Raw genomic sequence first — 24,610 nt, forward strand, 5'->3', positions numbered from 1 at the left:
GTTCAGGCTGTTGCGCGCAAGCGGTTGCACCAGTGCAGCGGCCGTAGCGATGGCCTGGCCAGATAGGGTGGCGGTATCTTGGGATGGTCGCCGACCGTTCCCTGCCGCGCGATCGGCGCATTTGGCGCAATCAGGAACGCCACGCCAGCGCACTGCGCGTGGCAGAAACCGCCTTTTGACGCCTCTGTAGAGCACGTGTCATTCGAGCACGCAGGACTGTCTTGCGACGCAACACGCAGCCGATGGCCCCAATGGCATGGCAGGCGGTGAATGCGCCCTGTCCTAGCGTCCCATTCTGGAGCCGAGGCTTCGTTCGGCTGCCTGGAGGGCATCGTGGATCAGGACGGCGAGCACCGCAACGATGAGCCCCCCCTGGACGACGAAGGCAAGGTTGTTGGACTGGAGACCGGCGATGATCACTTCGCCGAGCGTTCGTGCCGCAACCGTCGAGCCGATCGTCGCTGTCGCCAGGCTGATCACCACGGAAAGCCGGATGCCGGCGAGGATCACCGGCATCGCCAGCGGCAGTTCGATCTTCATCAACCGTTGTCGCCCGGTCATGCCGGTACCCCGCGCCGCCTCCATGATCGATGGCGGCAAGGTCGTCAGACCGGTCAGGGCGTTTTCGAAGATCGGCAGCAGACCATAGAGGAAGAGCGCAATCAGCGTCGGCTTTTCACCAAATCCGAAGATCGGCACGGCAAGCGCCAGTACGGCGACCGGTGGAAAGGTCTGACCGATATTCACCAGGCTGCGCGAAAGCGGCAGGAACTCTGCCCCCGAACGGCGCGTCACCAGGATCGCCAGCGCCAGGGCGACGACGGTCGCGCCGGCCGTTGCAATCGCGACCGTGCGCAGATGCAGCAGCGTCAGTTGCAGCAGGCTACCCTGGTTGTAGATCGCCGGCGCGTTCTCCTGAACCAGCGGCCGCAACAGCGGTTCGAACCATTGCGGCTGGACCAGAAAAGCGATGAGGACGGCAAAAGCAAGCAGCCGAAACAGGGTTGGAAGACGCAGCATCACGTCGGCCCCGCGGCACGCTGCGCCAGCCCATCAAGGCTGACCTTGCCTATAACAGCGCCATCGGGGCCGACGACGGGAAGTGCCTTGCGACCGGACCAGAGAAGCATCGACAAGGCTTCGCGCTGGGAGGCCGAGCTCGCAATCGCCTCGCCTTCCGCAACACCCGGCTCTACGGCATCGGCGACGGTGTCGATCGCCAGCAGTCGGAACGGTCGTTCGCCGGCTCCGATCAGGCTTTCGACGAAGACGGTCGCCGGTTTGACGAGCATCTCGGCGGGCGTTGCGTATTGCACCACTTCGCCCTTGTCCATGACGGCGATCCGGTCGGCCAGATGGAAGGCTTCCTCCATGTCATGGGTGACGAGCACGATCGTCGTCTCGAAATGTTTCTGGATCGCCAGGAGATCATCCTGCGCCTTGGCGCGAATAATCGGATCGAGCGCACCGAAGGGCTCGTCCATCAGCAGCACTTTCGGTTCTGCTGCCAGCGCCCGGGCGACGCCTACACGCTGCTGCTGGCCGCCGGAAAGCTCATGCGGATAGCGCGGGCCGAACGCCACCGGGTCGAGCTGGAACAGCGTCAGCAGTTCATTGACCTTGGCCTCGATCCGGGCGCGATCCCAACCGAGCAGTGTCGGCACCGTGGCGATATTCTGGGCGACGGTGCGATGTGGAAACAGCCCATGCCCCTGGATCGCATATCCGATCCGCCGGCGCAGTTCGTAGTCCGGAAGCGAGCGATTATCCTCGCCATCGAGCTTGATCGTGCCCGATGTCGGCTCGACCAGACGATTGATTATCCTTAGCAACGTCGTCTTGCCGGAGCCGGAGGTGCCGACGATGACGGTGACGGTGCGCGGCGCGATCGTCAGGCTGACATCCCTGACGACGGTGGTTTCGCCATAGCGCTTGCTAATACCTTCGATCTCGATCATGCGCTTTGCACCCGGTTGCGGTTTGGTGTGACCGTCTCGATCAGGGCATCGAGGACGATTGCGGCGGTGAAGGCGAGAAGGACGGTCGGAACAGCGCCGAGCAGCACCAGGTCCATTGCCGTCTGCCCGACCCCCTGGAAGACGAAGACTCCGAAACCGCCCCCGCCGATCAGTGCCGCGATCGTCGCAAGCCCGATGTTTTGAACGAGAACGATGCGAATGCCGGTGAGAATGACCGGGAAGGCCAGCGGAAACTCGATACCGATAAGGCGTTGAAAGTCCGTCATGCCGATGCCGCGCGCCGCATCGTTGGCCTCCCTCGGCACGCCGGCAAGGCCGACCACGGTGTTGGCGACGACTGGCAGCAGCGAATAGAGGAAAAGGGCTACGAAGGCCGGCGCCGTGCCGATGCCGCGAATGCCGATGGCGGCAGCACCTGGAACATGGATCGCTATCCAGCCAAGCGGTGCGATCAGAATACCGAAAAGCGCGATCGACGGAATCGTCTGGATCGCATTCAGGACGCCGAGCAGGCCGTCGCGAAGGCGCGCGACGCGATGGCAGAGAACGCCGAGCGGAATTCCGACGGCCGTCGCAGCGGCAAGGGACCCCAAAGCGAGCATCAAATGCTTGCCGGCCTCGGCCCAGAAGGTGTCTGCGCGGCTGGCATATTCCTTGAGCAGGGACAGACCGTCCCAGGTACCGGACGTAAGAACAGCGGCGATGAAACCGAGGACCGCGGAAAGAAAGAGCACGCGCACCAGCGGCGACGGCCGCAACCGGGTCAAGGCGTCGGCAGCCAGCAGACCGAGTGCGAACAACAGGATCCAGAACCCGGACGCCGGCGAAACGCGAGCGTAGGTGTTTTCAGGTGGCGTCAGATGGGCCGCGGCAGCCCCGATGCCGAGCGCCAACGCGGCGATCATCGCAAAGGCAGTGCCAAGGCGCAGCCGGCTTGGCGTTTTCAGGATGGCGATACCTGCCGTGGTGATGATCAAGAAAAGGATGATGGCAGCCCACGCCGGCGGCAGGGCTTCACTTATCGATCTCGCCTCGCCGGCGACGATGCGATTGGCGCGAAAGGTCGCGAAAGGCGCCAGGAGTGCGCCGTAGGCGGCAAGTGCGGCAATGATCACACCAAGCTTGTCCACGCGGAGCTGCATCAGATCCCTTTTTCTCATCCGGCTATCGCTCGCAGGACCTTCGTTGTTCCACGCCCATAAAAGAAAACGCTGGTCGGATGCGTGCCATCCGACCAGCGTCGCGCTTTTGCGTCAACCTATTTCAGGAAGCCGTTCTTCTTCAGGAAGTCCTCGGCGACCGCCTTAGCCGGCTCGCCGCCCACCTGGACGCGGCCGTTCAGTTCCTGCAGCGTCACCAGGTCGAGTTTCTCGAAGACCGGCTTCAGCAGCGTCTCGATCTGAGGGTTCTCTTTCAGCACCGCCTCACGGATGATCGGAGCCGGCTGGTAGACCGGCTGAACCGACTTGTCGTCTTCCAGCACCACGAGGCCGGATGGGGCGATACCGCCATCGGTCCCGTAAACCATCGCGGCATTGGCACCATTCGTCTGGTTGGCCGCCGCAGCGATTGTCGCGGCTGTATCGCCACCTGAGAGGGTGATGAGCTGTTCCGGCTTCAGCGTGAAGGCATAGGTCGTCTGGAACGCGGGAAGCGCTGCCGCCGAGTTGACGAACTCGGACGACGCGGCAAGCACCACGCTGCCGCCGCCAGCAACATATTTGCCGAAATCGGAGAGCGTCTTCAGCTTGTTGGCGTCAGCCACGTCCTTGCGCAGACCGATCGCCCAGGTGTTGTTGGCGGGCGATGGCGTCAGCCAGACGATCTTGTTGGCGTCGTAGTCGAGCTTCTTGGCGTTCTCGTAAGCCTTCGCGGCATCCTTCCAGGCCGGGTCGTCCGCCTTCTCGAAGAAGAATGCGGCATTACCGGTATATTCCGGGTAGATGTCGATCTCACCGGCGGTAATCGCCTTACGTACCACCGGCGTTGCGCCGAGCTGCACACGGTCTACCGTCTTGATATTGTTGGCATTCAGTACAGCAAGAATGATGTTACCGAGCACGCCGCCTTCCGTGTCGATCTTGGAGGACACGACAACGTCGGCGTTGGCGGCGGCGGCCGTGAGCGTGAAGGCAAAGGCTGTTCCGATAAGCAGTCTGGTCAGGCGCATGGAGTTCTCCCTCGAAATTCGGTTCCGCAGTTTGATCACGGAATATTCCCGTCGTCCGGGCAAGCCATTCCATATATGTCAGCCTTCGACGAAAAATAGAGCTGCTGTCAGAGAGCGCCATGGGCGAAAAATCCCAAACTCCAGTATCAATATCGAAAGCATAGACTAAAGGCCGCGCCGGCAGGCGATTGGGCGTTGCAATCGGCAGCGTTGTCGGTCACTCTGATTGCGGCCCGCCATAAAGTCCGCTTTCACTCTTGGTTGCGATGCCGCTCGATCCGAACCGCCTGGGGGCTGGCGGCGCGGGTTCGCCCGGCGAACCTTCGGGGAATCAATGTCGATCTACTTTCTCGCGCTTCTTATCGGCGTGGTCGCCGGCCTTCGCGCCATGACCGCGCCTGCCGCCGTCAGCATTGCGGCTGCGGCCGGATGGCTGCCGGTTTCCGGGACCTGGGCAGCCTTCTTGGGCTTCCGTTTCACGCCCTATATCTTCGGGCTTCTCGCTTTGGTCGAATTCGTCACCGATCAGCTACCGAGCACGCCAAGCCGAAAGGTGCCGCAGCAATTCGGCGCACGTATCGTCAGCGGCGGTTTCTGCGGTGCAGTCCTTGGCACGGTCGACGGCTCGATGATCGGCGGCCTGGTTGCCGGCTTCATTGGCGCCGTAATCGGCACACTTGGTGGTTATGAGGCACGCAAGCGGCTGGTTGCAGCAACAGGCGGCAGGGACCTGCCGATCGCCCTGGTCGAAGACCTTGTCGCCGTGCTGCTCGCGCTCTGGGTGGTGTCCTCGGTCCTATGACGAAACATTTCGATGCCATCATCATCGGCGCTGGCCAGGCGGGACCATCACTTGCCGGCCGCCTGACGGCTGCCGGCAAGTCCGTTGCCCTTGTCGAGCGCAAGCTCTTCGGCGGCACCTGCGTCAACACCGGCTGCATGCCGACCAAGGCAATGGTCGCCAGCGCCTACGCCGTGCACATGGCGCGTCGTGGCGCCGATTTCGGCGTGACGACAGGGCCCGTTTCCGTTGATTTCAAGCGCGTCATGGCGCGCAAGGACAAGGTCAGGACAGACGCGCGCACGGGCGTCGAAAATTGGCTCAAGGGGATGGAAAGCTGCACCATCTTCGAAGGCCACGCCCAATTCGAGGACCCGCACACCATCCGGGTCGGTGAAGAAAGCCTCAGTGCCGACCAGATCTTCATCAACACCGGCGGCCGAGCGGCGACGCCAGATTTTCCGGGTGTCGACGACGTGCCTTTTCTCACCAATGTGTCGATGATGGATCTGGACGTGCTACCGACCCACCTGATCATTGTCGGCGGCAGCTATATAGGCCTCGAGTTTGCGCAGATGTTCCGCCGCTTCGGCTCCGAGGTGACGGTGATCGAGAAAGGCCCGAGGCTGATTGCGCGCGAAGACCCTGACATTTCCGATGCCGTGCTTGCAATTCTGGAGAAGGAGGGCATCCGGTTTCGTCTCAATGCCGAATGCATCCGCTTTTCGAGACAGGGCGACAATGTCACCGCCGGTGTCGACTGCACCTCCGGCGCACCCGAGATCACCGGCTCGCATCTTCTGCTTGCGACGGGACGGCGGCCCAACACCGACGATCTGGGCCTCGACAAGGCGGGCGTGAAGATGGACGCACGGGGTTATGTCGAGGTCGATGACACCTTGTGCACGAACGTGCCGCATATCTTCGCCATGGGCGATTGCAACGGTCGCGGCGCCTTTACCCACACCGCCTACAACGACTTCGAGATCGTTGCTGCCAACCTGCTCGACGGCGAGCCCCGAAGGGTCAGCGACCGCATCTCAACCTATGCGCTCTATATCGATCCGCCGCTCGGCCGGGCGGGCATGAGCGAGACCGAGGCGCGCAAGACCGGCCGCAAGATTACCGTCGGCAGGCGGCCGATGACCCGTGTCGGTCGTGCGGTCGAAAAAGGCGAGACCGAGGGGTTCATGAAGGTGGTTGTCGACGCCGACAGCAAGGAAATCCTTGGAGCGTCGATCCTGGGGACCGGCGGCGACGAAGCGGTGCAGAGCATTCTCGACGTCATGTACGCGAAAAAGCCCTACACCACGATCACCCATGCGGTGCACATTCATCCGACTGTTTCGGAACTGATCCCGACGGTCTTCGGCGATCTCAAACCGGTGGGCTGACGGCCGGGAAACCGGCCGTCACGCACGCTCATACCAGCGCCGAACGCGCCAGGTGGTAAAAATACATCGCCCCGCGCTCGAGGATATCGTCGTTGAAGTCGTAGCGGGTCGTGTGCAATCCGCTCGAATCTCCGTTGCCGATCAGAACGTAGGCGCCAGGGACTTCCTCCAGCAGGAAGGAAAAGTCCTCGCTGCCCATCAGCGGTTCTGCCAGCTCGACGAACGCCTCCTCGCCGAATTTGTCGCTGATCACCGCCCGTGCGTGCTCGACCGCCTCCGCATTGTTGATGGTCGCGGGGTAACCCACCTGCCAGCCGAACGTGACGTCGGCGTTGAAGCTCTGCGCCTGGAAGCGGGCGATCTGCTCGACGCGTTCCTGCAGTTGCTTGCGCACGACCGGGTCGGTCGCCCGCATGCTGATCTCAAGCAATGCCGTGTCGGGAATGATGTTGGAGGCCGAGCCTGACTGGAATGAACCGACGGTGACGACCGAGGGCTGATGTGGAGAGACGTTGCGCGACACCAGAGTCTGCAGCGCCATGACGAGGCTCGAGCCGACGACGACAGGATCGACCGTCAGTTCCGGCTGCGCCCCATGACCGCCCTTGCCCTTGATCGTCAAGGTCAGCACGTCGATGGAAGCGGCCATCGCGCCGGCACGGGTCGAGAAGGTGCCGGCAGGCAGGCCCGGCCAGTTGTGAAGCGCAAAGACGCGCTCGCAGGGAAACCGATCGAACAGGCCGTCGTCGATCATCAGCTTGCCGCCGCCAAAATTTTCCTCGGCCGGCTGGAAGATCAGATGCACCGTTCCGTTGAAGCTTTCGTCCTGCGACAGCGCCCAGGCAGCACCCAGCAGCATGCTCGTATGACCGTCATGGCCGCAGGCATGCATCGCGCCCGGATGCTGGCTCTGATAGGCAAGCCCGGTCTCTTCCTGCATCGGCAGGGCGTCCATGTCGGCGCGAAAGCCGATCGAGCGGTTGCTGTTGCCGCGCTTGAGCGTCGCCACGATGCCGGTGGTCGCCAAGCCGCGCGTGACCTCGAAGCCCCAGGATTGCAGCAGCCCGGCGACGAATTCGGAGGTCTTGACCTCGGAGAGGCCGATTTCCGGCATCTCGTGCAGCTTGTGGCGGATATTGACGAGTTCGGGCAGGAATTCCGACAGGGTCGCGTCGCGCATAGTTCTCTCCTCAGGCCATCTGCAGGAACTGGCGCAGGCGCGCCGATTTCGGGTCACGCATGACCTGGGAAGGGGCGCCGCGTTCCTCGACGAGCCCCTTGTGAAGGAAGATGACTTCGCTGGAGATGTCGCGCGCCAGCGACATTTCGTGCGTCACCATCACCATGGTGCGCCCTTCCTCGGCTAGCTTCTTGATGACCAGCAGCACCTCGTTGACCAGTTCCGGGTCGAGCGCCGAGGTCGGCTCGTCAAAGAGCATGACATCAGGTTTCATCGCCAGAGCGCGCGCGATTGCCGCGCGTTGCTGCTGGCCGCCCGAAAGCTGGTTGGGGTAATGGTCGCGCTTCGGCGTGATGCCGACCTTCTCCATCAGCACCTCGGCCTCGCCGACGGCGTCCTTGCGCGTCATGCCCAGCACATGCATCGGCCCTTCGATGATGTTTTCGAGGATGGTCTTGTGAGACCAGAGATTGAAGCTCTGGAACACCATGCCAAGGCGTGTGCGGATATGTTCGAGCTGGCGCTTGTCGGCTGCAACGAGCTTGCCGTCCTTGCCCTTTACCGTCCGGATCACTTCGCCCGAAACCGTGATTTTGCCCTCGTCCGGCGTCTCGAGATAGTTGATGCAGCGCAGCAGCGTGCTTTTCCCCGAGCCGCTGCTGCCGATCAGCGAAATGACGTCGCCGGATTTCGCTTCGAACGAAACGCCCTTGAGCACCTCGACCGAGCCGAAGCTCTTGTGGATGTTCTTCACAGACAGTGCGGTTGCGACCATCGTCGTTCCTCCTGTGGCGCGGTTGCGCGCCTTGTGCTTATGCCTTCGCCGTGCGGTAGCGGGTCAGCCGCTTCTCGACGACGTTCATGACCCGCGTCAGAATGAAGACGACGGTGAAATAGATGATGCCGGCGGCGATCAACGGTTCGAAGATCAACAGCGACTGGCGCTGCAGCATGCGCGCCGTGCCCATCACTTCGAGAATGGTGATGGTGGAGGCGAGCGAGGTCGTCTTCAACAGAATGATCAGATCGCCCGTCAGAACCGGCAGGCAGGACCGCAGCGCCTGCGGCAGCGTGATGCGCCGAAGGATCAGCGACGAGCGCATACCGATCGACTTTGCCGCCTCGATCTGTCCGCGCGGGATCGCCTTGATCGCGCCGCGGATGACTTCGGCGTTGTAGGCGGCCTGGTTGAGGCTGAGCGCGAAGATCGCATACCACAGCCCGTCGCGAAGATAGGGCCACAGGAAGCTGTGGCGAACCCAGGTTCCCGGCAAGACTTGGCCGAGGCCATAATAGACGAGATAGATCTGCACCAGCAGCGGCGTGCCGCGAAACGCGAAGGTGAACACATAGGCGGGCATCGACAGGATACGGCGCGGCGAAAGCCGGGCGAGTGCCACAAGTGTGCCGATGACCAGACCGAAGATGCCGGCAACAGCCGTCAGAAGCAGCGTGAGCGGGGTCGCCTTGATGAGGGCCGGCAGGAAGCCGATGACGTTGGAGATCGTATCCATCAATGGTGCCCCCGGTTCAGGCGGCGCTCGATCTGGGCGATCACCAAGGCCGAGACGAGCGTGATCAACAGGAACAGGACCGCCGTCAGGCCGTAGAAGAAGATGTATTGCTTGGTGCCTGCGGCAGCGCGGTAGCCTGTGTAAAGCAACTCGCTGAACGAGCCGAGCACGCTGATGATGGCGCTCTCCTTGGTGATCGAAAGCCAGAGATTGCCCATGCCGGGAACGGCGTGCCGCATCATCTGCGGCAGCACGATACGGGTGAAGACCTTGCGCGGCCGCATGCCGATCGACACCGCGGCCTCGATCTGCCCCGGAGGGACAGCAAGAAAGGCCGAGCGCAGCACCTCCGTCATGAAGGCGCCGGAGACGAAGGCAAGCGCGATGATGGCCGCCCAGAAGGAGCTGAACTGGAAGGTCTCGGCAACGAGGCCGAAATGCTTCAACAGTCGCTCAACGCCGCTTGCCACCGAGAAATAGAGAAGCAGGATGACCAGGAGTTCGGGCAGCGAACGCACGACGGTCGTATAGATATCGGCGAGGAGACGGGGAAGACGGTGCTTCGACAGCTTTCCGGCAGCGCCCAGCAAGCCGAAAAGGACCGCGACCGCATAGGCGACCACGGAGACCTGCAGCGTCATCACAAGGCCCCAGGCGAAATCGTCGCCCCAGCCCTCGCCGCCCCAGGCAAGCAATTGCCAGTAATAGTCCATCCGTCGCTACCTGTTCCCGATTGGTGTCGTCAGCCAAAGGGCTGCGATGATGCCCGGACGCTGCGGTCCGTTCGGCAATCGAGGGCGAAGGGGCTCGGCCCGACGCCCTCGATAATCTCAGTTACTTCTTGCCGAAGATCCACTTGTCGACGAGCGTCTTGACCTGACCGTCCTTTTCGAGAGCAGCAAGACCGGCATTGACCTTTTCAAGCGTCGCGGCATCGCCCTTGCGCACGGCATAGGCAACGCCTTCGCCGAGAACGGCGTTCTTCGGAACCTCTACCTTGACTTCATAGTCGGCGCCGTCAGGCGACTTCAGGAACGTCTGGATGTAGAGATCCGGGATCAGAACGTAGTCGACGCGGCCGGCAACGAGATCGGCGACGGAGTTGTCGGCGGTATCGTAGCTCTTGGCTTCTGCGCCCGGCAGGTACTTGGCAACGTAGGCCGACTGCACGCTCGACGTCTGCACGCCGATGATCTTGCCTTCGACGCTGGCCGGATCGATGATCTGGCCCGTGCCATCGGCAGCGTCGACCGTCTTGATCTCGCTGGTGTCGGACTTGGCGCCAACGAAGGACGTGCCTTCGGTGTAGTAAGGCGTAGAGAAATCGACGACCTTGCGGCGCTCATCGGTGATCGAGAAGGCGCCGATGATGAAATCGACCTTGTTTTCCTTCAGCGACGGGATGAGGCCATCCCAAGCCATCTGGTTGATGTCGCACTTCACCGCCATCTTTTCGCAGAGCGCACGCGACAGGTCGGCCTCAAGGCCTTCCCATTCGCCGCCGGCGTTGACCTGCGTGAACGGCATGTAGGGCTCCGGCGTCATGCCCAGGCGCAGCGTGTCCTCAGCGAAAGCGCCACTTGCCGCCAGGGTAAGGGCGATCCCTGCAAACAGGGCAGACTTGAACGTTCTCATGATAATTCCTCCGCGAAAATATGTCTGGATCAGAGCGTGTTGCTGAACCAGCGCAGCGACATGCAGGACAGGCCGGCGTCGATCTTGCCGATTTCAGTCGTCTTCATCGGCACGACCTTGTAGCCGAGCTTGTCGAGCATCTCGATCGTGCGCGGGAAGTCCGAGCCGACCATGACGACATCGTTGACGCGCAGCGCATTGGCCGCCGGCTCTTCGCCCTCAGGGATGATCACCTGCTTGAAACGATCGAACACGCCGGACTTTGCGAGACGGGCGGTCGACAACACGGTCTCTTCGTCAAGAAGCGAGCAATCGGTCTTGAAGTGCAGCACGCCTTCCGGGGTGGCGACGATCTCGCTCTTGCGGCCGAGCTTGTCGAGGCAGGCCTGTAGCGCTTCGGCGCCGACCTTGTCGGTGCGGGCCGAAAGGCCGATCATCACGCTTTCGCGGGTCGTCAGCACGTCGCCGCCGTCGGCAAGACCCGTACCCGGCAGGTCGAGAACGGTCTCGAACATGGCGCGAAGCGTCGGTTCGATCTCGATCGTTTCCTTGACGCGGGTCGCAGCACCCGGACGGAGCAGGATAGCACCTTCGGTGAAGACCAGCGCCGGATCTTCGACGAAGATCGAGTCCGGGAAGGCTTCGAGAGCCGGAAGAACGGTGACCTTGACGCCCGCATCCTTCATCGCAGCGATGTAGGTGTCGTGCTCGGCCTTCACGCCTTCATAGGTCGGATTGCCACGATCATCGGCGCGCAGGCCGTTGACGACGGTCGTCGAGGGCGTGCGGACGATGATGTTGTTGAAATTGTAGACGGGGCGTGCTTGCGACATTTGTAGTACCTTTGGCTTGGATGAGGTGCTTCTATCGATCGGATGGGACGGCGTAAAGCTTTTGCGTACCGGCCGGTTCTCTGCGCGACAAATGAACGCCCGCGAGCATGCAGCGCACGGAGCCGCCGGCAAGCTCGATGGTGGGCACGTCGAAGGCAAGCACCCGGGCCGAAGAGTCGAGCGCCTTGATCTGATCGGCGCGAAGCGACGCGAGCGCCCGCGCCGACATCACCACCACGCGCCCGTCGGCGCCATCGAGCTCGATGGCGTTGCCGGCGAAGTTTTCGATCTGATCGATCGTGAGGTCGATGACCTGGCGACCGGTCTCTTCCAGACGCGCGCAGATCTCCTGCCGCCGTGCGACATCCGGGATCATGCTGGTGCCGATCAGCGCGAAGTCGGTGCCAATGCACATCAGCACATTGGTATGGTAGATCGAGTTGCCGTTGCGGTCGACCGCGCCGAAGACCATCGGCTCGAAATTGAAGTGGGTGCAGAAGCGCTCCAGCGCCACCTCGTTGGTGCGGTTCGAGCGTGCGGCATAGGCGACACGGCCAATATGGTCGAGCACCATCGCGCCGGTGCCTTCGAGATAGACGCCATCCTTTTCGAGACCGGAATAGTCGATCACGTCCTGAACGCGATACTCGGTCTTCAGCATCTCGATGATGTCGGCGCGGCGCTCGCTCTGGCGGCTTTCCGAATACATTGGATAGATCGCCACATGCCCGCCCGAATGGGTGGAGAACCAGTTGTTCGGGAACACGGAGTCCGGGCGCGTGACCGTCTCGTCCTCGAACAGATGGACGGCGACGCCCGCGGCCGAAAGGCCGTCAGCCATGCGCGTCACTTCGTCGAAGGCGGCCGTTGCGATCGCCGAGGGCTTGCGCGCCTTGTCGGTCGATTGGAAGGCATTGTCCTTGGCCGTCATCGGGTTCGGGCCGAAATGGTGCGGGCGGATCATCACGACGCCCTTTGGTGCCTGTACGGACAGTCTCTTCATGTTATGCAGCGCTCCGCTCGGCAGGGGCCGCCGGCTGCTGCCGGAACAGACCGTAGAGATCGCGTGGGTGCGCCGGCTGCGTCGTAAGGTCGAGCTCGGTGTAGAATGCGGTGCCCTGGATCTTGTCGCGCAGGAAGCGGAGCGCCGAGAAGTCCTCGGTGGCAAAGCCGACGGAATCGAAGATGGTGATCTGACCGTTGCTTCGGCGGCCTTCTGCGTCGCCGGTGATAACCTGCCAGAGTTCGGTGACCGGGAAATCCGGCGCCATCTGCTGGATCTCGCCTTCGATGCGTGTCTGCTCCGGATATTCGACGAAGACGTCGGCGCGACGCAGGATATCGCCCTGCAACTCGGTCTTGCCCGGGCAGTCGCCACCGACGGCATTGATGTGGACGCCGGCGCCGACCATGTTGTCAGAGAGGATCGTCGCGTTGCGCTTGTCGGCCGTCACCGTCGTGATGATATCGGCTCCGGCAACGGCCTCTTCGGCGGTCTTAGCAACGACGATGTCGAAATCCATGTCGGCGAGGTTCTTCAGGAACTTGTCCGCCGCCTCGATATCGATATCGAAAACCTGCAGGCGCTTGACGCCGAGCAGAGCGCGGAAGGCCAGAGCCTGGAACTCGGACTGCGCGCCGAGGCCGATGATCGCCATCGAGCGGGCATCGGGACGAGCGAGATACTTCGCCGCCAGCGCCGAGGTTGCGGCGGTGCGAAGGCCGGTCATGATCGTCATCTCGGAGACGAGACAGGGATAACCCGTGCTGACATCCGAGAGCACGCCAAACGCCGTGACCGTCTGCAGGCCGACATTGGGGTTCGTCGGGTGGCCGTTGACGTATTTAAAGCCGTAATGCTCGCCATCCGAGGTCGGCATCAGTTCGATGACCCCCGTCTTCGAATGGCTCGCCAGCCGCGGGGTTTTCTCAAAAGCGTTCCATCTGCGGAAATCGTCTTCGATATATTCCGCGAGACCCAACAGGAACGTTTCAATGCCGATCGATTTGACCAGCTCGATTACGTTGCCGACACCGACATACTGAACCACGATTCCAACTCCATCGCGAAATTTGATGAAGTCAGCGTAGGCATGCAAGAAGCGAGTTGAAATTTTAAACCTGCTCAAAAAGAAAACTATTATTGAGCAAATTGCACAATCAAGTTATACAACATTCATGCATATCTTCGACGAACTCGATCACCAGCTTATTTCGCTCCTGCGAGAAGACGGCCGTGCGCCTTACTCCAAGATCGCAACGGTGCTGGGCATTTCGAGGGCAACCGTCCAGACGCGCATCGACCGCCTGCTGGAGAGCGGCGCGGTTCTGGGCTTCACCCTGCGCGTGCGGCAGGATTATGACGATCGCGCCATCCGGGCTATCATGATGATCGAGGTCAGCGGCCGCAACACTACCAAGGTGATCAAATATCTGCGCGGCCTGCCCGAACTCTACCAGTTGCATACGACGAATGGCGGCTGGGATCTGGTGGCAGAAATCCGCGCAAACAGCCTCAGCGATTTCGACCGCATCCTGCGTGAAGTGCGCGACGTCGAAGGCGTATCCAACAGCGAGACGAGCATTCTGCTCAGTACCGTTTAACTCCCAACAGCAAGAGCGCACCGAAACCGCGCCAGACAGGCATGACCGTGAGCCATATTCCGCAGATCGACTACGACACCGCCTCCGAAGATATCCGCGCCGCCCATGACGAGGAGGTGCGTGTCCGTGGCCGCATGACCAACATGAAGCGTACGCTTTTGCATTCGCCGACGGCGCACCGGATCTATGCGGAGTGGTTCACCCTGAGGGAGGAGTTGCGGCCAGCTCTCGACGATCGGGCGATCTGGCTGCTGTCGCATGCGATTTCGGAGGCGATGCAATCGCCGATCGCGATGGGGTTCTTCCGCCGCGCCTTTGCCAATTCCGGCGTGGACTTCCATTCGCTCGTGCCGACGGCGGACGAACAGCGGCTGATCGATTTCGGCCGGGCGATCGTCGCCAATTCCAATGCGGTGCCTGCGGAGATCTGGGATGGATTGAAGGCACGCTATGACAATGCAGCGCTCGTTAACCTGGTGGCCTTTGTGGGCATCATGGTGGCCACCGCGCTGTTCAACAATGTCGTCGAAGTCGAATTCGACGCGGAACTCGCGCCGTTCATGGATTGACACCCGATGTGGCCCGAGACAGTCGGGCCACTCATGCAAGAACGTCAATCGGCGTATCGGGTCACAAATTCCGGGTTGCCGCGCAAGGTGTTGCTGACGGTGCAGATTTCGTTCTCTGCCGCCTCGGCAATGGCATGTCGGGTCGCCTCGTCGAAATCGCCCTTGATGTCGAAGACAATCTCGAATTTCCCGATCCGTGACGGTTCGTCGTGGGCCTTCTCACCGGTCACCTTGGCGCTGACTTCGGCCAATCGGTCGAGGACGCCAAAGCGGCTTGCCGCAATGCGGGCACTCAACACCAGGCAGCTGGCGAGCGAGGCATAGAGCAGATCGAGCGGTCCGTAGCCGGGCTGCGATGGGCCCGTCACGATATCCAGCTCACCGCCCGTAACCGAAGTTACATGCGGAAAACCGGTTTTTCCCACCTTGGCCGTGGCGCCTGTTTCCCGCGTCCTCACCTTCACGTCTGCCATGTTACTCGCCTTCTTCAGTGTTCACGCCATCGGGCTTTGCTGTTGCGCAGAAGTCCCGAACCGGCCGTCATGCCGTGGGCCACGCGTGGCCCACGGTGCTGATATGTCCGCGCTCAGTCGCTGACGCAAGTGAGCGCGCGCAGGAATCAGTTCTTCTTGACGAGACGGTAGAAGACGAAGTCGGAGGTGGCGCCGTTGACGTAGCCTTCGACCTTGTCCTTCATGGCAACCTGGGTTGCGGCCTGGAACATGATCACGATCGGCGACTTTTCCTGAACCTTGCGCTGCAGGTCGACATAGAGTGCCGAACGCTTGGCCGGATCGGCTTCCTTCAGAGCAGCCTTCGTTTCTTCGTTAAGCTCGGCCGGAACCGCCCAGCCGTTACGCCACGTGGTGGTCGACTGGTACTTGTCGTCCGCATTGTCTTCGTTATAGGCGAAAGCCTTGGCGTTCGAATGCGGGTCCATGAAGTCAGGGCCCCAATAGAGCAGCATGGCTTCATGCGTGCGAGCGCGGTACTTGGTGATGACCTGGCTGCCGGTTCCCGGGATGATGTCGAAGGTGATGCCGGCTTCGGCGAACGAAGCCTGCAGCGACTGGGCCATATCGGTGAACGGCGTCGAGTTGATGACGTCGAGCGTCACCTTGATCGGCGTCTGGACACCCGCGTCGGCAAGGATCTTCTTCGCCTTTTCGACATCATAGGTGTACGGGGTTTCGTCGAGCGAACCCGGGAAGCCCTTCGGCCAGAAGGCCTGGTGGATGTCCATCTGGCCCTTCAGGAAGCTGTCGGTCATGCCCTTGTAGTCGACGAGGTAGCGGGCAGCTTCCCAGACGGCGGGCGGCTGCAGAGCTGCGGCCTTCTGGTTGAACGACAGGAAGTGAACGGCTGCCTGCGGATAGGATTCGACCTTCATACCGCCCTTGGCGGCAACACTTGCCATCTGGTCCGGCGTCAAGTTCTTCGCCATATCGACGTCGCCGGTTTCAAGCATCAGCTGCTGCGTTGCGGCTTCTGCGACGTGACGGATGATCACGCCCTTGATTGCCGGAGCGCCACCGAAATAGTTCGGGTTGCTCTGCAGGTTCAGGAGTTCACCTGCGCGGAAAGCCTTCAGCACGAACGGGCCGGAACCGGCCGAATTCGCCTTCAGCCAGGCGTTGCCGTAGTCGCCGTCCGCTTCGTTCGCCTTGACGGCTTCAGCGTCGACGACCGAGGCCGGACGGGCGGCAAGAACGTTGAGCACGAAGGCCGATGAGAAGTCGCCTTCATACTTGATCGTCACCTTGTTGCCGTCGGCGGTCACCATCTTGTCGATGTTTTCAGGCGTCCAGCCAAGCTGCGTCAGGATGAAGGCGGGCGCCTTGTTGAGCACGACGACGCGCTTGAAAGAGTAGACGACATCTTCGCCACGCAGCGGGTTGCCGGAAGAGAAGGTCACGCCATCACGCAGGGTGAAGGTGATCGTCTTTGCTGCATCGTCAGCGGTCCATTCGCTGGCAAGGCCCGGCGAAAGCTTCAGAACGTCGGGCGCATCGTACTGCACCAGGCGGTCATAGGTCTGCGTCACATATTCGCCGGACGAAAACTCATAGGCTTCGGCCGGGTCGATGCTGACGATATCGTCGATGTTCTGGGCAACGACCAGCACTTCGGCAGGGGTCTCCGCCAAAGCTGCCGGCGACACGCTCAGCATAAGGGACGCCGCGAAAACCGCGACCTTGAACATTCTCATCATTGCTCTCCTATTTTCGATGAGGTTTGGTTTTTGTTGTCGTCGCCGGCTTGGGGACTGCCTGGGGCATGCCGGTCTCGTTGGGCAAGGGTGTGCGGGAACGGAACAGCGGCAACGTTCCGGTCCAGATCAGCCGCACGGGCCGGTCCGTCTTGTTCCACCAGTAATGTGGCTGGATCCCGCGGAAGTGCAGGCCGTCGCCCGGCGTCAGCGTGGTCTCGTCATCATCGAGGCCGAAGAGGATTTCTCCCTGCAGGACATACACCAGCTCTTCGCCTTCATGGCTGAACACCTCGGAGCGGTGCCCGGCGGGGATGGTGATGACAAAGCTGGACAGCTGGTTTCCGGCAAAGTCGGCGCCAATGCGCTCATAGGACACCGGCGAGCCGCCGACGGAAAAGACCATGCGTTCGCTGGCACGCGACAGACCGGTGTCGATCGCCGGCGCCAGGATGAAGTGATTGAGCTCGGCGTTCAGCCCCTGGGCGATCTGCGCGAGCGTGCCGAGCGACGGCATGGCGAGGTCTCGCTCGATCTGGCTGAGATAGCCGACGGAGACGCCGGCCGCATCGCTGAGCGCCTGCAGCGTCATATGCATCTGCCGTCGCCGCGCACGCACCAGCGCGCCGATCCGCGGCTGACCCGCAGTCGCGGCTTTGCCGGATGCGGTCTCTGCATCCTCAGATGGCACGGTCACGATGCGTTCTCCTCCCCAGTAAAATTTTTTTGATTTAAGCAAACTTATTTATATACTCCAAGCGAATTCTTGCGCTATCGACAGCCGCGAGCGCAAGCGAACGAGGGATGGAATCGCCACGTGGCAGACAACAATATGACTACAGCGCCCGCTCCGACGCGCCGCGCCGGGGTGCAAAGCCCTGGCAGACGGCGGTTTTTCTCGGCTCTGGGCTTCCTCGTCACGCTTGGCGTGACCTTCATCGGCCTGCTCGCAATCACCTTCTTCATCGGCCGCATCGTGCCGATCGATCCGGTGCTCGCCGTCGTCGGCGACCGCGCGCCTGTCGCTGTTTATGAGCGCGTCCGCGAGGAAATGGGGCTCGATCGACCGCTGGCGGCGCAGTTCGTCAGCTATGTCGGCGATGTGGTAACCGGCAACTTCGGCACGGCGGTTTCCACAGGAAAGCCTGTGATCGAGGATCTCGCCCGGGTCTTCCCGGCGACGCTGGAAATGGCAACGCTCGGCATCATCCTCGGTGTTCTGATCGGCGTCCCGCTCGGCGTGATCGCCGCAAGCCGCCGCGGCTCGTGGCTCGATCAGGGCATCCGTGTCGTCGGCTTGCTCGGTTATTCCGTACCGGCCTTCTGGCTCGGTCTTGTCGGGCTCGCGGTGTTCTATGCGAAGCTGAAATGGGTCGGCGGTCCCGGCCGGGTCGACATCTTCTATGACGGCGTCGTCACCCCGATCACCGGCCTCATCCTCGTCGACAGCATCATTGCCGGCGACTGGGAGATCTTCCGCAACGCGGTCTGGCACCTGATTCTGCCGGCATCCTGCCTCGGCTTCTTCTCGCTTGCCTATATCGCCCGCATGACGCGCTCCTTCATGCTCGACCAGCTGAGCCAGGAATATGTGACAACGGCTCGCGTCAAGGGCGTGCCGGAACGGCTTGTCATCTGGCGCCATGCCTTCCGCCCGATCCGCGTGCCGCTGATCACCGTCATAGGCCTGTCCTATGCCGGCCTGCTCGAAGGCTCCGTGATGATCGAGACGATCTTTTCGTGGCCCGGCATCGGCAATTACCTGACCGTCGCCCTGCTCAACGCCGACATGGCGGCCGTTCTCGGCTCGACCTTGGTGATCGGCGCGGTCTTCATCGGCATCAACAAGATATCGGACGTGCTCTATCGCGTGCTCGATCCGCGTGCGCGCTAGGGAGAAGCGGACATGACAACACTTCGCGACTGGCTGATTGACGACAGCCCCGCCTCGCCGATGCAAGCGCGCCTCGGCCGGTTCTACCGGATTTTTGGCGCGCTGATGCACAACCCGCTCGCCGTGGTCGGCGCGATCATCATCCTGGTGCTCGTCTTGACCGCGCTGTTTGCGCCCTGGATCGCGACGCATGATCCGCTGCGCCAGGCGCTTGGCGAACGCCTGCTGCCGCCAAGCGCGGCGCACTGGATGGGAACCGACGAACTCGGCCGCGATATCTGGTCGCGTGTCGTCTACGGTGCACGCATCACGCTGGCGATCGTCACCCTGGTTGCCGTCCTTGCCGCACCCGCCGGTCTGGTGATCGGCGTCGCCGCCGGCTATTTCGGCGGCTGGGTCGACCGCATCCTCATGGGCATCACCGACATCTTCCTGTCGCTGCCCAAGCTGATCCTGGCGCTCGCCTTCGTCGCAGCGCTTGGCCCGGGCATCGAGAACGCGATCATCGCCATCGCCATCACCTCCTGGCCCGGCTACGCCCGCGTCGCCCGCGCCGAAACGATGACCTTCAAGAACTCGGAGTTCATCTCGGCCGTGCGCCTGCTCGGGGCTTCGAGCCTTCGGGTCAATCTCGGCCACGTCCTGCCGCTCTGCACCTCGTCGATGATCGTGCGCGTCACGCTCGACATGGCCGGCATCATCCTGACGGCCGCGGGCCTTGGCTTTATCGGCCTCGGTGCACAGCCGCCGCTTCCCGAATGGGGCGCGATGATCTCGCGCGGCCGCTCCTTCATCCTAGACCAGTGGTGGGTGGCAACGATGCCGGGTTTTGCGATCATTCTCGTCAGCCTCGGCTTCTGCTTCCTGGGTGACGGCCTGCGCGACGTTCTTGATCCGAAGAGTGGGGAGCAACGCTGATGAACCCGCTTCTCGAAATCGAAAACCTGCGCGTCACCTTCCCGACGCCGCGCGGCGACCTTGAGGTCGTGCGTGGCCTCTCCTTCACCCTCGGCCGCGAACGTCTCGGGATCGTCGGCGAAAGCGGTTCGGGAAAGTCGATGACCGGCCGCTCGATCCTGAAACTGGTGCGTGCGCCGGGACGGATGACGGCAGACAAGCTGACCTTCGACGGCATCGATCTGTTGACACGCTCCGAACGGCAGATGCGCCCGATCCGCGGCGCCCGCATCTCGATGGTCATGCAGGATCCGAAGTTCTCGCTGAACCCGGTCATGACCATTGGCGAACAGATCGCCGAGGCGCTTCTGACGCATCAGCGTCTGCCGCGCCGCGAGGTGAACAACCGCGTCCTGACCATGCTGGAATCGGTGCGCATCGCCGATCCGGAACGTGTCGCCAAGCTCTACCCGCATGAGGTGTCCGGCGGCATGGGTCAGCGCGTGATGATCGCGATGATGCTGATCCCGGAGCCGGACCTCTTGATCGCCGACGAGCCAACCTCCGCGCTCGACGTCTCGGTACAGGCCCAGGTTCTCGACATCATCGACGAACTGGTCAAGCGCAAGGGCATGGGCCTGATCTTCATCAGCCACGACCTCAATCTTGTGTCGAGCTACTGCGACCGCATCCTGGTGATGAACACCGGCGAGGTGGTGGAAGAGTGCAAGGCGGGCGAGTTGATGAACGCCAAGCACCCCTACACCCGTGGCCTCATCGCTTCGATCCCGCGTCTCGACGAAACCCGGACCGAGCTTCCTGTGCTCGACCGCAGCGCATGGGCAAAGAAATGACGGCGATTTCGCTCAAGAACCTCGACATTTTCTACGGCGAAGCGCACATCACGCACGACGTCAACCTCGAGATTGCCGATGGCGAAAGCTTCGCCCTCGTTGGTGAAAGCGGCTCCGGCAAGTCGACGGTGCTAAAGGCAATCGCCGGGCTTGCGCCCGAATGGACCGGCGAGATCAACGTCTTCGGAAAGCCGCGCAGCCATGGCATCGACCGCGCCTTCTCCCGCCAATGCCAGATGGTGTTCCAGGATCCCTACGGCTCGCTGCATCCGCGCAAGACCGTCGACGCCACGCTCGGCGAAGCCCTGACGATCCACGGCATCGGCGATCGCAGCGCCCGCATCGAAGAGGTCATGTCCTCCGTCGGTCTCGACCGGAAATTCCGCTTCCGCTTTCCGCACCAGCTTTCCGGGGGACAGCGTCAGCGTGTCGCCATCGCCCGGGCCCTGATGCTGAAGCCGAAGGTCCTGCTGCTCGACGAGCCGACATCGGCGCTCGACGTGTCGGTGCAGGCGGAAATCCTCAACCTCTTGAAGCGCCTGCGGCAGGAGCAGAACCTGACTTTCCTCATGGTCACCCACAACCTTCCAGTCGTTTCCTTCCTCTGCGACCGGCTGGCCGTCATGCGGCAGGGCCGCATCGTCGAGGTGGCCGACGTCGCCGACCTCAAGCGCGGCGACCTCAAGGACCCGTATTCGCGCGAGTTGATGCACATCAGCGCAGCGCACGCGAATTAATCAACATTCCAAGGACATATGATGAACAGTGAACAGATCGCTGCCGCGTTGGCTGAATTCGATGCGGCGATTGCAAGGGAAACCGACGCGGACGCCATCTTGGGCGCGCTTCAGACGCTTTGCCGCCAGGTGATCGGCGCCAAGCTCTTCACCACCATGACCGTCGATATGGTCAACGAAGTCGCCCGTCGCGCCTACACTTCGCACCCCGAGGAGTATCCGACCTCCGGCACCAAGCCGATCCGCTACGACAGCTGGTTCGACATCGTCCACAAGGAGCATAAGACATTCGTGGCCAACACCATCGTCGATATCTCCAAGGTGTTCGGCGACCACGAAACGATCTGGGCACTCGGCTGCGGCTCGGTCGCCAACATCCCGGTCGTCGTCGGCGGCGTGCTGCTCGGAACTGTCAACTGCCTTGACGTCGAGCACCATTACACGCCGGAGCGCATTGCCCTGTCGAAGCACCTGGAACTGCCAGCGAAGCTGGCGTTTCTTGCCGCAGCCCGCGCGGCCAAGAGCTGATCTCTCGAGACCGGGGGCATCCATTGTCCCCGGTCCCGGCCTTTGCTTCAGCGACGGATCGCCATCCCGGTCTGCTTCAGGAAGAAATGCATTTTCTGCGCCTCGATCGGCACCTCGATCGTGTCGTCCGGCCGGACAGGCGATGCCGCATGTATCTGTCCGGTGAAGGTGGCTTTCCCAACCTTTCCGAGCGCCAGAGTATGGGGCCCCAGCGGCTCGATATCGCGCACCTGTAGGGTGAGCCTTGGCGCATCGGCCTCCGACGACATCGTATGCTCCGGGCGAATGCCGAGCACGACCGCCTGACCGACAAAAGCGTCCAGCCTCTTGGCGCGGGTGTCCGGGATCTTGACCGCGACACCTCCATCCGCCTTGAACCAGAGCCCGCCATCACCGCGTTCGAGCACTCCTTCGACGAAATTCATGCTCGGCGCGCCGATGAACGCGGCGACGAACAGATTGCTCGGCGCCTCGTAGAGCGTGATCGGATCGGCCGCCTGCTCGATGCGTCCCTGGTTCATGACGACAACGCGGTCCGCCATCGTCATGGCCTCGACCTGATCGTGGGTGACGTAGACCGCTGTGGTCTGAAGCCGTCGGTGCAGCAGTTTGATTTCAGTGCGCATTTCAATGCGCAGTTTGGCGTCGAGGTTCGACAGCGGCTCGTCGAACAGGAAGACATCAGGCTGGCGGACAATCGCGCGGCCGATGGCGACGCGCTGGCGCTGGCCACCGGACAAAGCGCTTGGCTTGCGATTGAGGTAAGCGCCCAGATTGAGAATGCGGGCCGCCTCGGCGACGGATTTTTCGATATCGGCCTTGGACGTGCCGCGCACCTTCATGCCGTAGCCGATATTCTCCGCCACCGTCATATGCGGGTAGAGCGCGTAGTTCTGGAACACCATCGAGCAGTTGCGCAGGCCCGGGCGCAAATCGGTGACATCACGTTCACCAATCCGAACCGTGCCCGAGGAAGCCGTCTCAAGGCCCGCAATCATGCGCAGTGTGGTCGTCTTACCGCAACCGGACGGCCCGACAAGCACGACGAACTCCCGATCGGCAATTTCAAGATCGAGCGGCGGGATAACGGTGACGCTACCGAAGGACTTGGTGATCTGCTCCAACCGGACCTGGGACATGCTGACGCCTTTTCTCATGACGATAGCCGGCGCGAAAGCGGCCGGGATGCTGCACAATTCCTCACCGATTTTAGGATGGAATTATGCAGCAGGTTTCAAGCGCTACAGCGTCAGTGGCGCGTCATATTTGGCGCGTGGCGCTGTAGCATATCTGCGTCCGGTTTGAGCCGGCTGCACCGATTGGAAGCCCGCCCCGATCGTTTCGGAGCGGGCTGCCGATCATCTTACTTCTGCGGCAAGCCCATCGATGCGCGATAGGCAGCAAGCTGCTTGTCGCGACCGAACTCGTCCGTCAGCTTGTTCCACTGATCGGCGACGCTATCGAGCGCCTGTTGCGGCGTGACCTCTCCGGCAAGCGCCTTGGAGAGCTCGATCTCGAGCACTTCGGTGTAGGAGAAATAGCCCGGCAAACGCATATCGAGGGCGATGTTCTTCGCGGTCACCGCTTCCTTCTGCGCACCCAGATATTCCTTGGCTTCACGCTCGGAGAAGATCTTCGACCAGAGATCGAGATTGGTCGTGTGCGAGATGCGGTAGGGATTCACGCCGGTACCGCCGGTGATTGCCGCCTGGCCGGAGACGGCAGGGCTCGACAGATACTGTATGTAGTTCCAGGCCGCTTCCTGCTTGGTGGACGATACGGGCACCGCCGCCTGCCAGCCGCCAAAGGCCATGAAGGAAGTCTGCACGACGTGGTCGAACTTGTCCCACTTCTTGGTCTTGTAGTTCCAGATTTCATCCGAGCCCGGCAACGGTGCCGAGCCGACACTGCCTGCCACCTTCGACTGTTTCGGATCTGCGCCGATGACGCCGGTATCGCCCCAGCCGATCGACTCGGCGACCTGGCCGCCGGCAAAGGCCGCGTTCACTTCGCCGAAGGAGAAGTTGAGGGCGTTCGGCGGAGCGAGCTTCGATGCGCGGATATATTCCTCGAGGCCGCGGACCCAACCCGGATTGTTGACCTGTGCATCCATCGTGTCCGGGTCGAAGAACATGCCGCCCGGATTGTCGGGATGGCTGGTGTAGCCGGCGACGTGACTGAAGAGGAACCAGAACTGCTGGCCACCGCGACGGAAGGCTTCCGCCGTTCCCCACAGGTTGTTGGTGGGCTGGTTGAAGTACTCGGCGATGTCGAGATACTGCTTCCAGGTCTTGGGCGGCGCGAGATCGTAGCCGTACTTGTCCTTGAAGGCCTTCTGGTTGTCGGCGTTTTCGAACAGGTCGATGCGATAGCTGTAGGTGTGGGCGTCGCCGTCCATCGTCTGAGACAGGATCTTGCCGTTCCAGACCATCAACTGCTCGCGATAAACAGGCGCGATATCTTCCCAGTCGGCGCCCTTCTGCATGTCAGCGGGCATTTCCGACAGGAAATCGGTAAAGTCGGGCGCCCAGGCCGGCGCAAAGGCGATGACGTCAAAGGCATCTTCACCCGATGTCAGGGACGTGACGATCTTCGGGTAGAGTTCCGACCACGGAAACTCGACAACCTTCACCTTGCCGCAGGTCTTTTCCTCCCACCCCTTGGCCGCAAGTTGCAGCGCGGACGCGATATAGGGCCCGGTCTGTGTGGTCGCCGTCAGTTCGACGCCGGAATAGTCGGGGTCGCATGCGAGTGCCGTGCCGGTGCTTGCCATGGCAAGAACACCCAGCGACGCTGATGTCAGTAGCAGTTTCCTCATTCGTTCCTCCCTTG

At 62.0% G+C, this 24,610-nt stretch carries 26 protein-coding genes; 9 read left to right on the plus strand and 17 right to left on the minus strand.

Annotation, left to right across the window (positions count from 1 at the left end; translation table 11 throughout):
• Positions 1–282 precede the first annotated feature (282 nt).
• From HT585_RS26330 to osmF, 4 genes are all read right to left on the minus strand, one after another.
• The gene (locus tag HT585_RS26330; RefSeq protein WP_176355760.1) at positions 283–1,020 is read right to left on the minus strand and encodes an ABC transporter permease; all 738 of its coding nucleotides are present in this window, start codon (positions 1,018–1,020) and stop codon (positions 283–285) included.
• The gene (locus HT585_RS26335) at positions 1,020–1,958 is read right to left on the minus strand and encodes an ABC transporter ATP-binding protein (RefSeq protein ID WP_176355761.1); all 939 of its coding nucleotides are present in this window, start codon (positions 1,956–1,958) and stop codon (positions 1,020–1,022) included. The genes HT585_RS26330 and HT585_RS26335 overlap by 1 nt, the downstream gene beginning before the upstream one ends.
• Positions 1,955–3,121 (minus strand): ABC transporter permease, encoded by a 1,167-nt coding sequence (locus HT585_RS26340; RefSeq protein ID WP_176355762.1) that lies wholly within the window; start codon positions 3,119–3,121, stop codon positions 1,955–1,957. The genes HT585_RS26335 and HT585_RS26340 overlap by 4 nt, the downstream gene beginning before the upstream one ends.
• Positions 3,122–3,237: 116 nt before the next feature.
• On the minus strand, positions 3,238–4,149 hold the full coding sequence (gene osmF / locus HT585_RS26345) for a glycine betaine ABC transporter substrate-binding protein OsmF (protein WP_176355763.1): 912 nt from the start codon (positions 4,147–4,149) through the stop codon (positions 3,238–3,240).
• 334 nt (positions 4,150–4,483) lie between these two features.
• Here osmF and HT585_RS26350 point away from each other — a divergent pair, with 334 nt between their 5' ends.
• Positions 4,484–4,951 (plus strand): DUF4126 domain-containing protein, encoded by a 468-nt coding sequence (locus tag HT585_RS26350; protein ID WP_176355764.1) that lies wholly within the window; start codon positions 4,484–4,486, stop codon positions 4,949–4,951.
• Complete coding sequence (locus tag HT585_RS26355) at positions 4,948–6,324, plus strand: FAD-containing oxidoreductase (RefSeq protein WP_176355765.1); 1,377 nt, start codon at positions 4,948–4,950, stop codon at positions 6,322–6,324. Before HT585_RS26350 ends, HT585_RS26355 begins: the two co-directional genes overlap by 4 nt.
• Before the next feature lie 28 nt (positions 6,325–6,352).
• On the opposite strand, the gene HT585_RS26360 is transcribed toward HT585_RS26355, so the two are convergent.
• The 8 genes from HT585_RS26360 to HT585_RS26395 form a co-directional block, all read right to left on the minus strand.
• Positions 6,353–7,504, minus strand: a complete 1,152-nt coding sequence (locus HT585_RS26360; protein ID WP_176355766.1) for a M20 aminoacylase family protein — start codon at positions 7,502–7,504, stop codon at positions 6,353–6,355.
• 10 nt (positions 7,505–7,514) lie between these two features.
• Positions 7,515–8,279, minus strand: coding sequence for an ABC transporter ATP-binding protein (locus HT585_RS26365; protein ID WP_176355767.1), 765 nt, complete (start codon positions 8,277–8,279; stop codon positions 7,515–7,517).
• A gap of 37 nt (positions 8,280–8,316) precedes the next feature.
• A complete protein-coding gene (locus HT585_RS26370; protein ID WP_176355768.1) occupies positions 8,317–9,018 on the minus strand; it encodes an ABC transporter permease in 702 nt (233 codons plus the stop codon).
• Complete coding sequence (locus HT585_RS26375; RefSeq protein ID WP_176355769.1) at positions 9,018–9,731, minus strand: ABC transporter permease; 714 nt, start codon at positions 9,729–9,731, stop codon at positions 9,018–9,020. The genes HT585_RS26370 and HT585_RS26375 overlap by 1 nt, the downstream gene beginning before the upstream one ends.
• 121 nt (positions 9,732–9,852) lie before the next feature.
• Complete coding sequence (locus tag HT585_RS26380) at positions 9,853–10,653, minus strand: transporter substrate-binding domain-containing protein (RefSeq protein WP_176355770.1); 801 nt, start codon at positions 10,651–10,653, stop codon at positions 9,853–9,855.
• Between the two features lie 29 nt (positions 10,654–10,682).
• A complete protein-coding gene (locus HT585_RS26385; RefSeq protein WP_173423018.1) occupies positions 10,683–11,486 on the minus strand; it encodes a dimethylarginine dimethylaminohydrolase family protein in 804 nt (267 codons plus the stop codon).
• A gap of 31 nt (positions 11,487–11,517) precedes the next feature.
• Complete coding sequence (gene ctlX, locus HT585_RS26390) at positions 11,518–12,489, minus strand: citrulline utilization hydrolase CtlX (protein WP_176355771.1); 972 nt, start codon at positions 12,487–12,489, stop codon at positions 11,518–11,520.
• Position 12,490: 1 nt separating this feature from the next.
• Positions 12,491–13,540 (minus strand): ornithine cyclodeaminase, encoded by a 1,050-nt coding sequence (locus HT585_RS26395; RefSeq protein ID WP_425513791.1) that lies wholly within the window; start codon positions 13,538–13,540, stop codon positions 12,491–12,493.
• A 124-nt stretch (positions 13,541–13,664) separates the two neighbouring features.
• Here HT585_RS26395 and HT585_RS26400 point away from each other — a divergent pair, with 124 nt between their 5' ends.
• The gene (locus tag HT585_RS26400; RefSeq protein WP_176355773.1) at positions 13,665–14,090 is read left to right on the plus strand and encodes an Lrp/AsnC family transcriptional regulator; all 426 of its coding nucleotides are present in this window, start codon (positions 13,665–13,667) and stop codon (positions 14,088–14,090) included.
• 47 nt (positions 14,091–14,137) lie between these two features.
• Positions 14,138–14,659, plus strand: coding sequence for a hypothetical protein (locus HT585_RS26405; RefSeq protein ID WP_176355908.1), 522 nt, complete (start codon positions 14,138–14,140; stop codon positions 14,657–14,659).
• Positions 14,660–14,703: 44 nt separating this feature from the next.
• Here HT585_RS26405 and HT585_RS26410 read toward each other — a convergent pair whose 3' ends face one another.
• The 3 genes from HT585_RS26410 to HT585_RS26420 form a co-directional block, all read right to left on the minus strand.
• Positions 14,704–15,132, minus strand: coding sequence for an OsmC family protein (locus HT585_RS26410; RefSeq protein WP_176355774.1), 429 nt, complete (start codon positions 15,130–15,132; stop codon positions 14,704–14,706).
• Positions 15,133–15,278: 146 nt separating this feature from the next.
• Entirely contained in the window at positions 15,279–16,868 is a 1,590-nt protein-coding gene (locus tag HT585_RS26415; protein ID WP_176355775.1) for an ABC transporter substrate-binding protein, read from the minus strand.
• A 10-nt stretch (positions 16,869–16,878) separates the two neighbouring features.
• Entirely contained in the window at positions 16,879–17,565 is a 687-nt protein-coding gene (locus HT585_RS26420; protein ID WP_343214089.1) for a helix-turn-helix domain-containing protein, read from the minus strand.
• Between the two features lie 135 nt (positions 17,566–17,700).
• On the opposite strand from HT585_RS26420, the gene HT585_RS26425 reads away from it, so the two are divergent.
• Genes HT585_RS26425 through HT585_RS26445 form a run of 5 tightly spaced genes read left to right on the plus strand, consistent with a single transcriptional unit; the run spans position 17,701 to position 21,778 of the window.
• Positions 17,701–18,762 (plus strand): ABC transporter permease, encoded by a 1,062-nt coding sequence (locus HT585_RS26425; RefSeq protein ID WP_176355776.1) that lies wholly within the window; start codon positions 17,701–17,703, stop codon positions 18,760–18,762.
• A 12-nt stretch (positions 18,763–18,774) separates the two neighbouring features.
• On the plus strand, positions 18,775–19,680 hold the full coding sequence (locus HT585_RS26430; RefSeq protein WP_077501841.1) for an ABC transporter permease: 906 nt from the start codon (positions 18,775–18,777) through the stop codon (positions 19,678–19,680).
• Positions 19,680–20,513: an ABC transporter ATP-binding protein gene (locus HT585_RS26435; protein ID WP_176355777.1), complete on the plus strand. Its 834-nt coding sequence runs from the start codon at positions 19,680–19,682 to the stop codon at positions 20,511–20,513. The genes HT585_RS26430 and HT585_RS26435 overlap by 1 nt, the downstream gene beginning before the upstream one ends.
• Complete coding sequence (locus HT585_RS26440; RefSeq protein ID WP_077502081.1) at positions 20,510–21,250, plus strand: ABC transporter ATP-binding protein; 741 nt, start codon at positions 20,510–20,512, stop codon at positions 21,248–21,250. The genes HT585_RS26435 and HT585_RS26440 overlap by 4 nt, the downstream gene beginning before the upstream one ends.
• A 21-nt stretch (positions 21,251–21,271) precedes the next feature.
• Positions 21,272–21,778, plus strand: a complete 507-nt coding sequence (locus HT585_RS26445; RefSeq protein WP_176355778.1) for a GAF domain-containing protein — start codon at positions 21,272–21,274, stop codon at positions 21,776–21,778.
• 47 nt (positions 21,779–21,825) lie between these two features.
• Here the strand turns inward: HT585_RS26445 and HT585_RS26450 are convergent, their stop codons facing one another.
• Together HT585_RS26450 and HT585_RS26455 are read right to left on the minus strand one after the other, a co-directional pair.
• Positions 21,826–22,917, minus strand: a complete 1,092-nt coding sequence (locus HT585_RS26450) for an ABC transporter ATP-binding protein (RefSeq protein ID WP_176355779.1) — start codon at positions 22,915–22,917, stop codon at positions 21,826–21,828.
• 224 nt (positions 22,918–23,141) lie between these two features.
• The gene (locus HT585_RS26455) at positions 23,142–24,596 is read right to left on the minus strand and encodes an ABC transporter substrate-binding protein (protein ID WP_176355780.1); all 1,455 of its coding nucleotides are present in this window, start codon (positions 24,594–24,596) and stop codon (positions 23,142–23,144) included.
• Positions 24,597–24,610 lie beyond the last annotated feature (14 nt).

Source organism: Ensifer oleiphilus (genome assembly GCF_013371465.1).
Lineage (GTDB): Bacteria > Pseudomonadota > Alphaproteobacteria > Rhizobiales > Rhizobiaceae > Ensifer > Ensifer oleiphilus.

What these genes read in the sequence shown, in the direction of transcription:
- HT585_RS26330 (WP_176355760.1), bottom strand. Translation starts at nt 1,020, where the DNA reads ATGCTGCGTCTTCCAACCCTGTTTCGGCTGCTTGCTTTTGCCGTCCTC.
- HT585_RS26335 (WP_176355761.1), bottom strand. Translation starts at nt 1,958, where the DNA reads ATGATCGAGATCGAAGGTATTAGCAAGCGCTATGGCGAAACCACCGTC.
- HT585_RS26340 (WP_176355762.1), bottom strand. Translation starts at nt 3,121, where the DNA reads ATGCAGCTCCGCGTGGACAAGCTTGGTGTGATCATTGCCGCACTTGCC.
- osmF (WP_176355763.1), bottom strand. Translation starts at nt 4,149, where the DNA reads ATGCGCCTGACCAGACTGCTTATCGGAACAGCCTTTGCCTTCACGCTC.
- HT585_RS26350 (WP_176355764.1), top strand. Translation starts at nt 4,484, where the DNA reads ATGTCGATCTACTTTCTCGCGCTTCTTATCGGCGTGGTCGCCGGCCTT.
- HT585_RS26355 (WP_176355765.1), top strand. Translation starts at nt 4,948, where the DNA reads ATGACGAAACATTTCGATGCCATCATCATCGGCGCTGGCCAGGCGGGA.
- HT585_RS26360 (WP_176355766.1), bottom strand. Translation starts at nt 7,504, where the DNA reads ATGCGCGACGCGACCCTGTCGGAATTCCTGCCCGAACTCGTCAATATC.
- HT585_RS26365 (WP_176355767.1), bottom strand. Translation starts at nt 8,279, where the DNA reads ATGGTCGCAACCGCACTGTCTGTGAAGAACATCCACAAGAGCTTCGGC.
- HT585_RS26370 (WP_176355768.1), bottom strand. Translation starts at nt 9,018, where the DNA reads ATGGATACGATCTCCAACGTCATCGGCTTCCTGCCGGCCCTCATCAAG.
- HT585_RS26375 (WP_176355769.1), bottom strand. Translation starts at nt 9,731, where the DNA reads ATGGACTATTACTGGCAATTGCTTGCCTGGGGCGGCGAGGGCTGGGGC.
- HT585_RS26380 (WP_176355770.1), bottom strand. Translation starts at nt 10,653, where the DNA reads ATGAGAACGTTCAAGTCTGCCCTGTTTGCAGGGATCGCCCTTACCCTG.
- HT585_RS26385 (WP_173423018.1), bottom strand. Translation starts at nt 11,486, where the DNA reads ATGTCGCAAGCACGCCCCGTCTACAATTTCAACAACATCATCGTCCGC.
- ctlX (WP_176355771.1), bottom strand. Translation starts at nt 12,489, where the DNA reads ATGAAGAGACTGTCCGTACAGGCACCAAAGGGCGTCGTGATGATCCGC.
- HT585_RS26400 (WP_176355773.1), top strand. Translation starts at nt 13,665, where the DNA reads ATGCATATCTTCGACGAACTCGATCACCAGCTTATTTCGCTCCTGCGA.
- HT585_RS26410 (WP_176355774.1), bottom strand. Translation starts at nt 15,132, where the DNA reads ATGGCAGACGTGAAGGTGAGGACGCGGGAAACAGGCGCCACGGCCAAG.
- HT585_RS26415 (WP_176355775.1), bottom strand. Translation starts at nt 16,868, where the DNA reads ATGAGAATGTTCAAGGTCGCGGTTTTCGCGGCGTCCCTTATGCTGAGC.
- HT585_RS26425 (WP_176355776.1), top strand. Translation starts at nt 17,701, where the DNA reads ATGACTACAGCGCCCGCTCCGACGCGCCGCGCCGGGGTGCAAAGCCCT.
- HT585_RS26430 (WP_077501841.1), top strand. Translation starts at nt 18,775, where the DNA reads ATGACAACACTTCGCGACTGGCTGATTGACGACAGCCCCGCCTCGCCG.
- HT585_RS26435 (WP_176355777.1), top strand. Translation starts at nt 19,680, where the DNA reads ATGAACCCGCTTCTCGAAATCGAAAACCTGCGCGTCACCTTCCCGACG.
- HT585_RS26440 (WP_077502081.1), top strand. Translation starts at nt 20,510, where the DNA reads ATGACGGCGATTTCGCTCAAGAACCTCGACATTTTCTACGGCGAAGCG.
- HT585_RS26445 (WP_176355778.1), top strand. Translation starts at nt 21,272, where the DNA reads ATGAACAGTGAACAGATCGCTGCCGCGTTGGCTGAATTCGATGCGGCG.
- HT585_RS26450 (WP_176355779.1), bottom strand. Translation starts at nt 22,917, where the DNA reads ATGTCCCAGGTCCGGTTGGAGCAGATCACCAAGTCCTTCGGTAGCGTC.
- HT585_RS26455 (WP_176355780.1), bottom strand. Translation starts at nt 24,596, where the DNA reads ATGAGGAAACTGCTACTGACATCAGCGTCGCTGGGTGTTCTTGCCATG.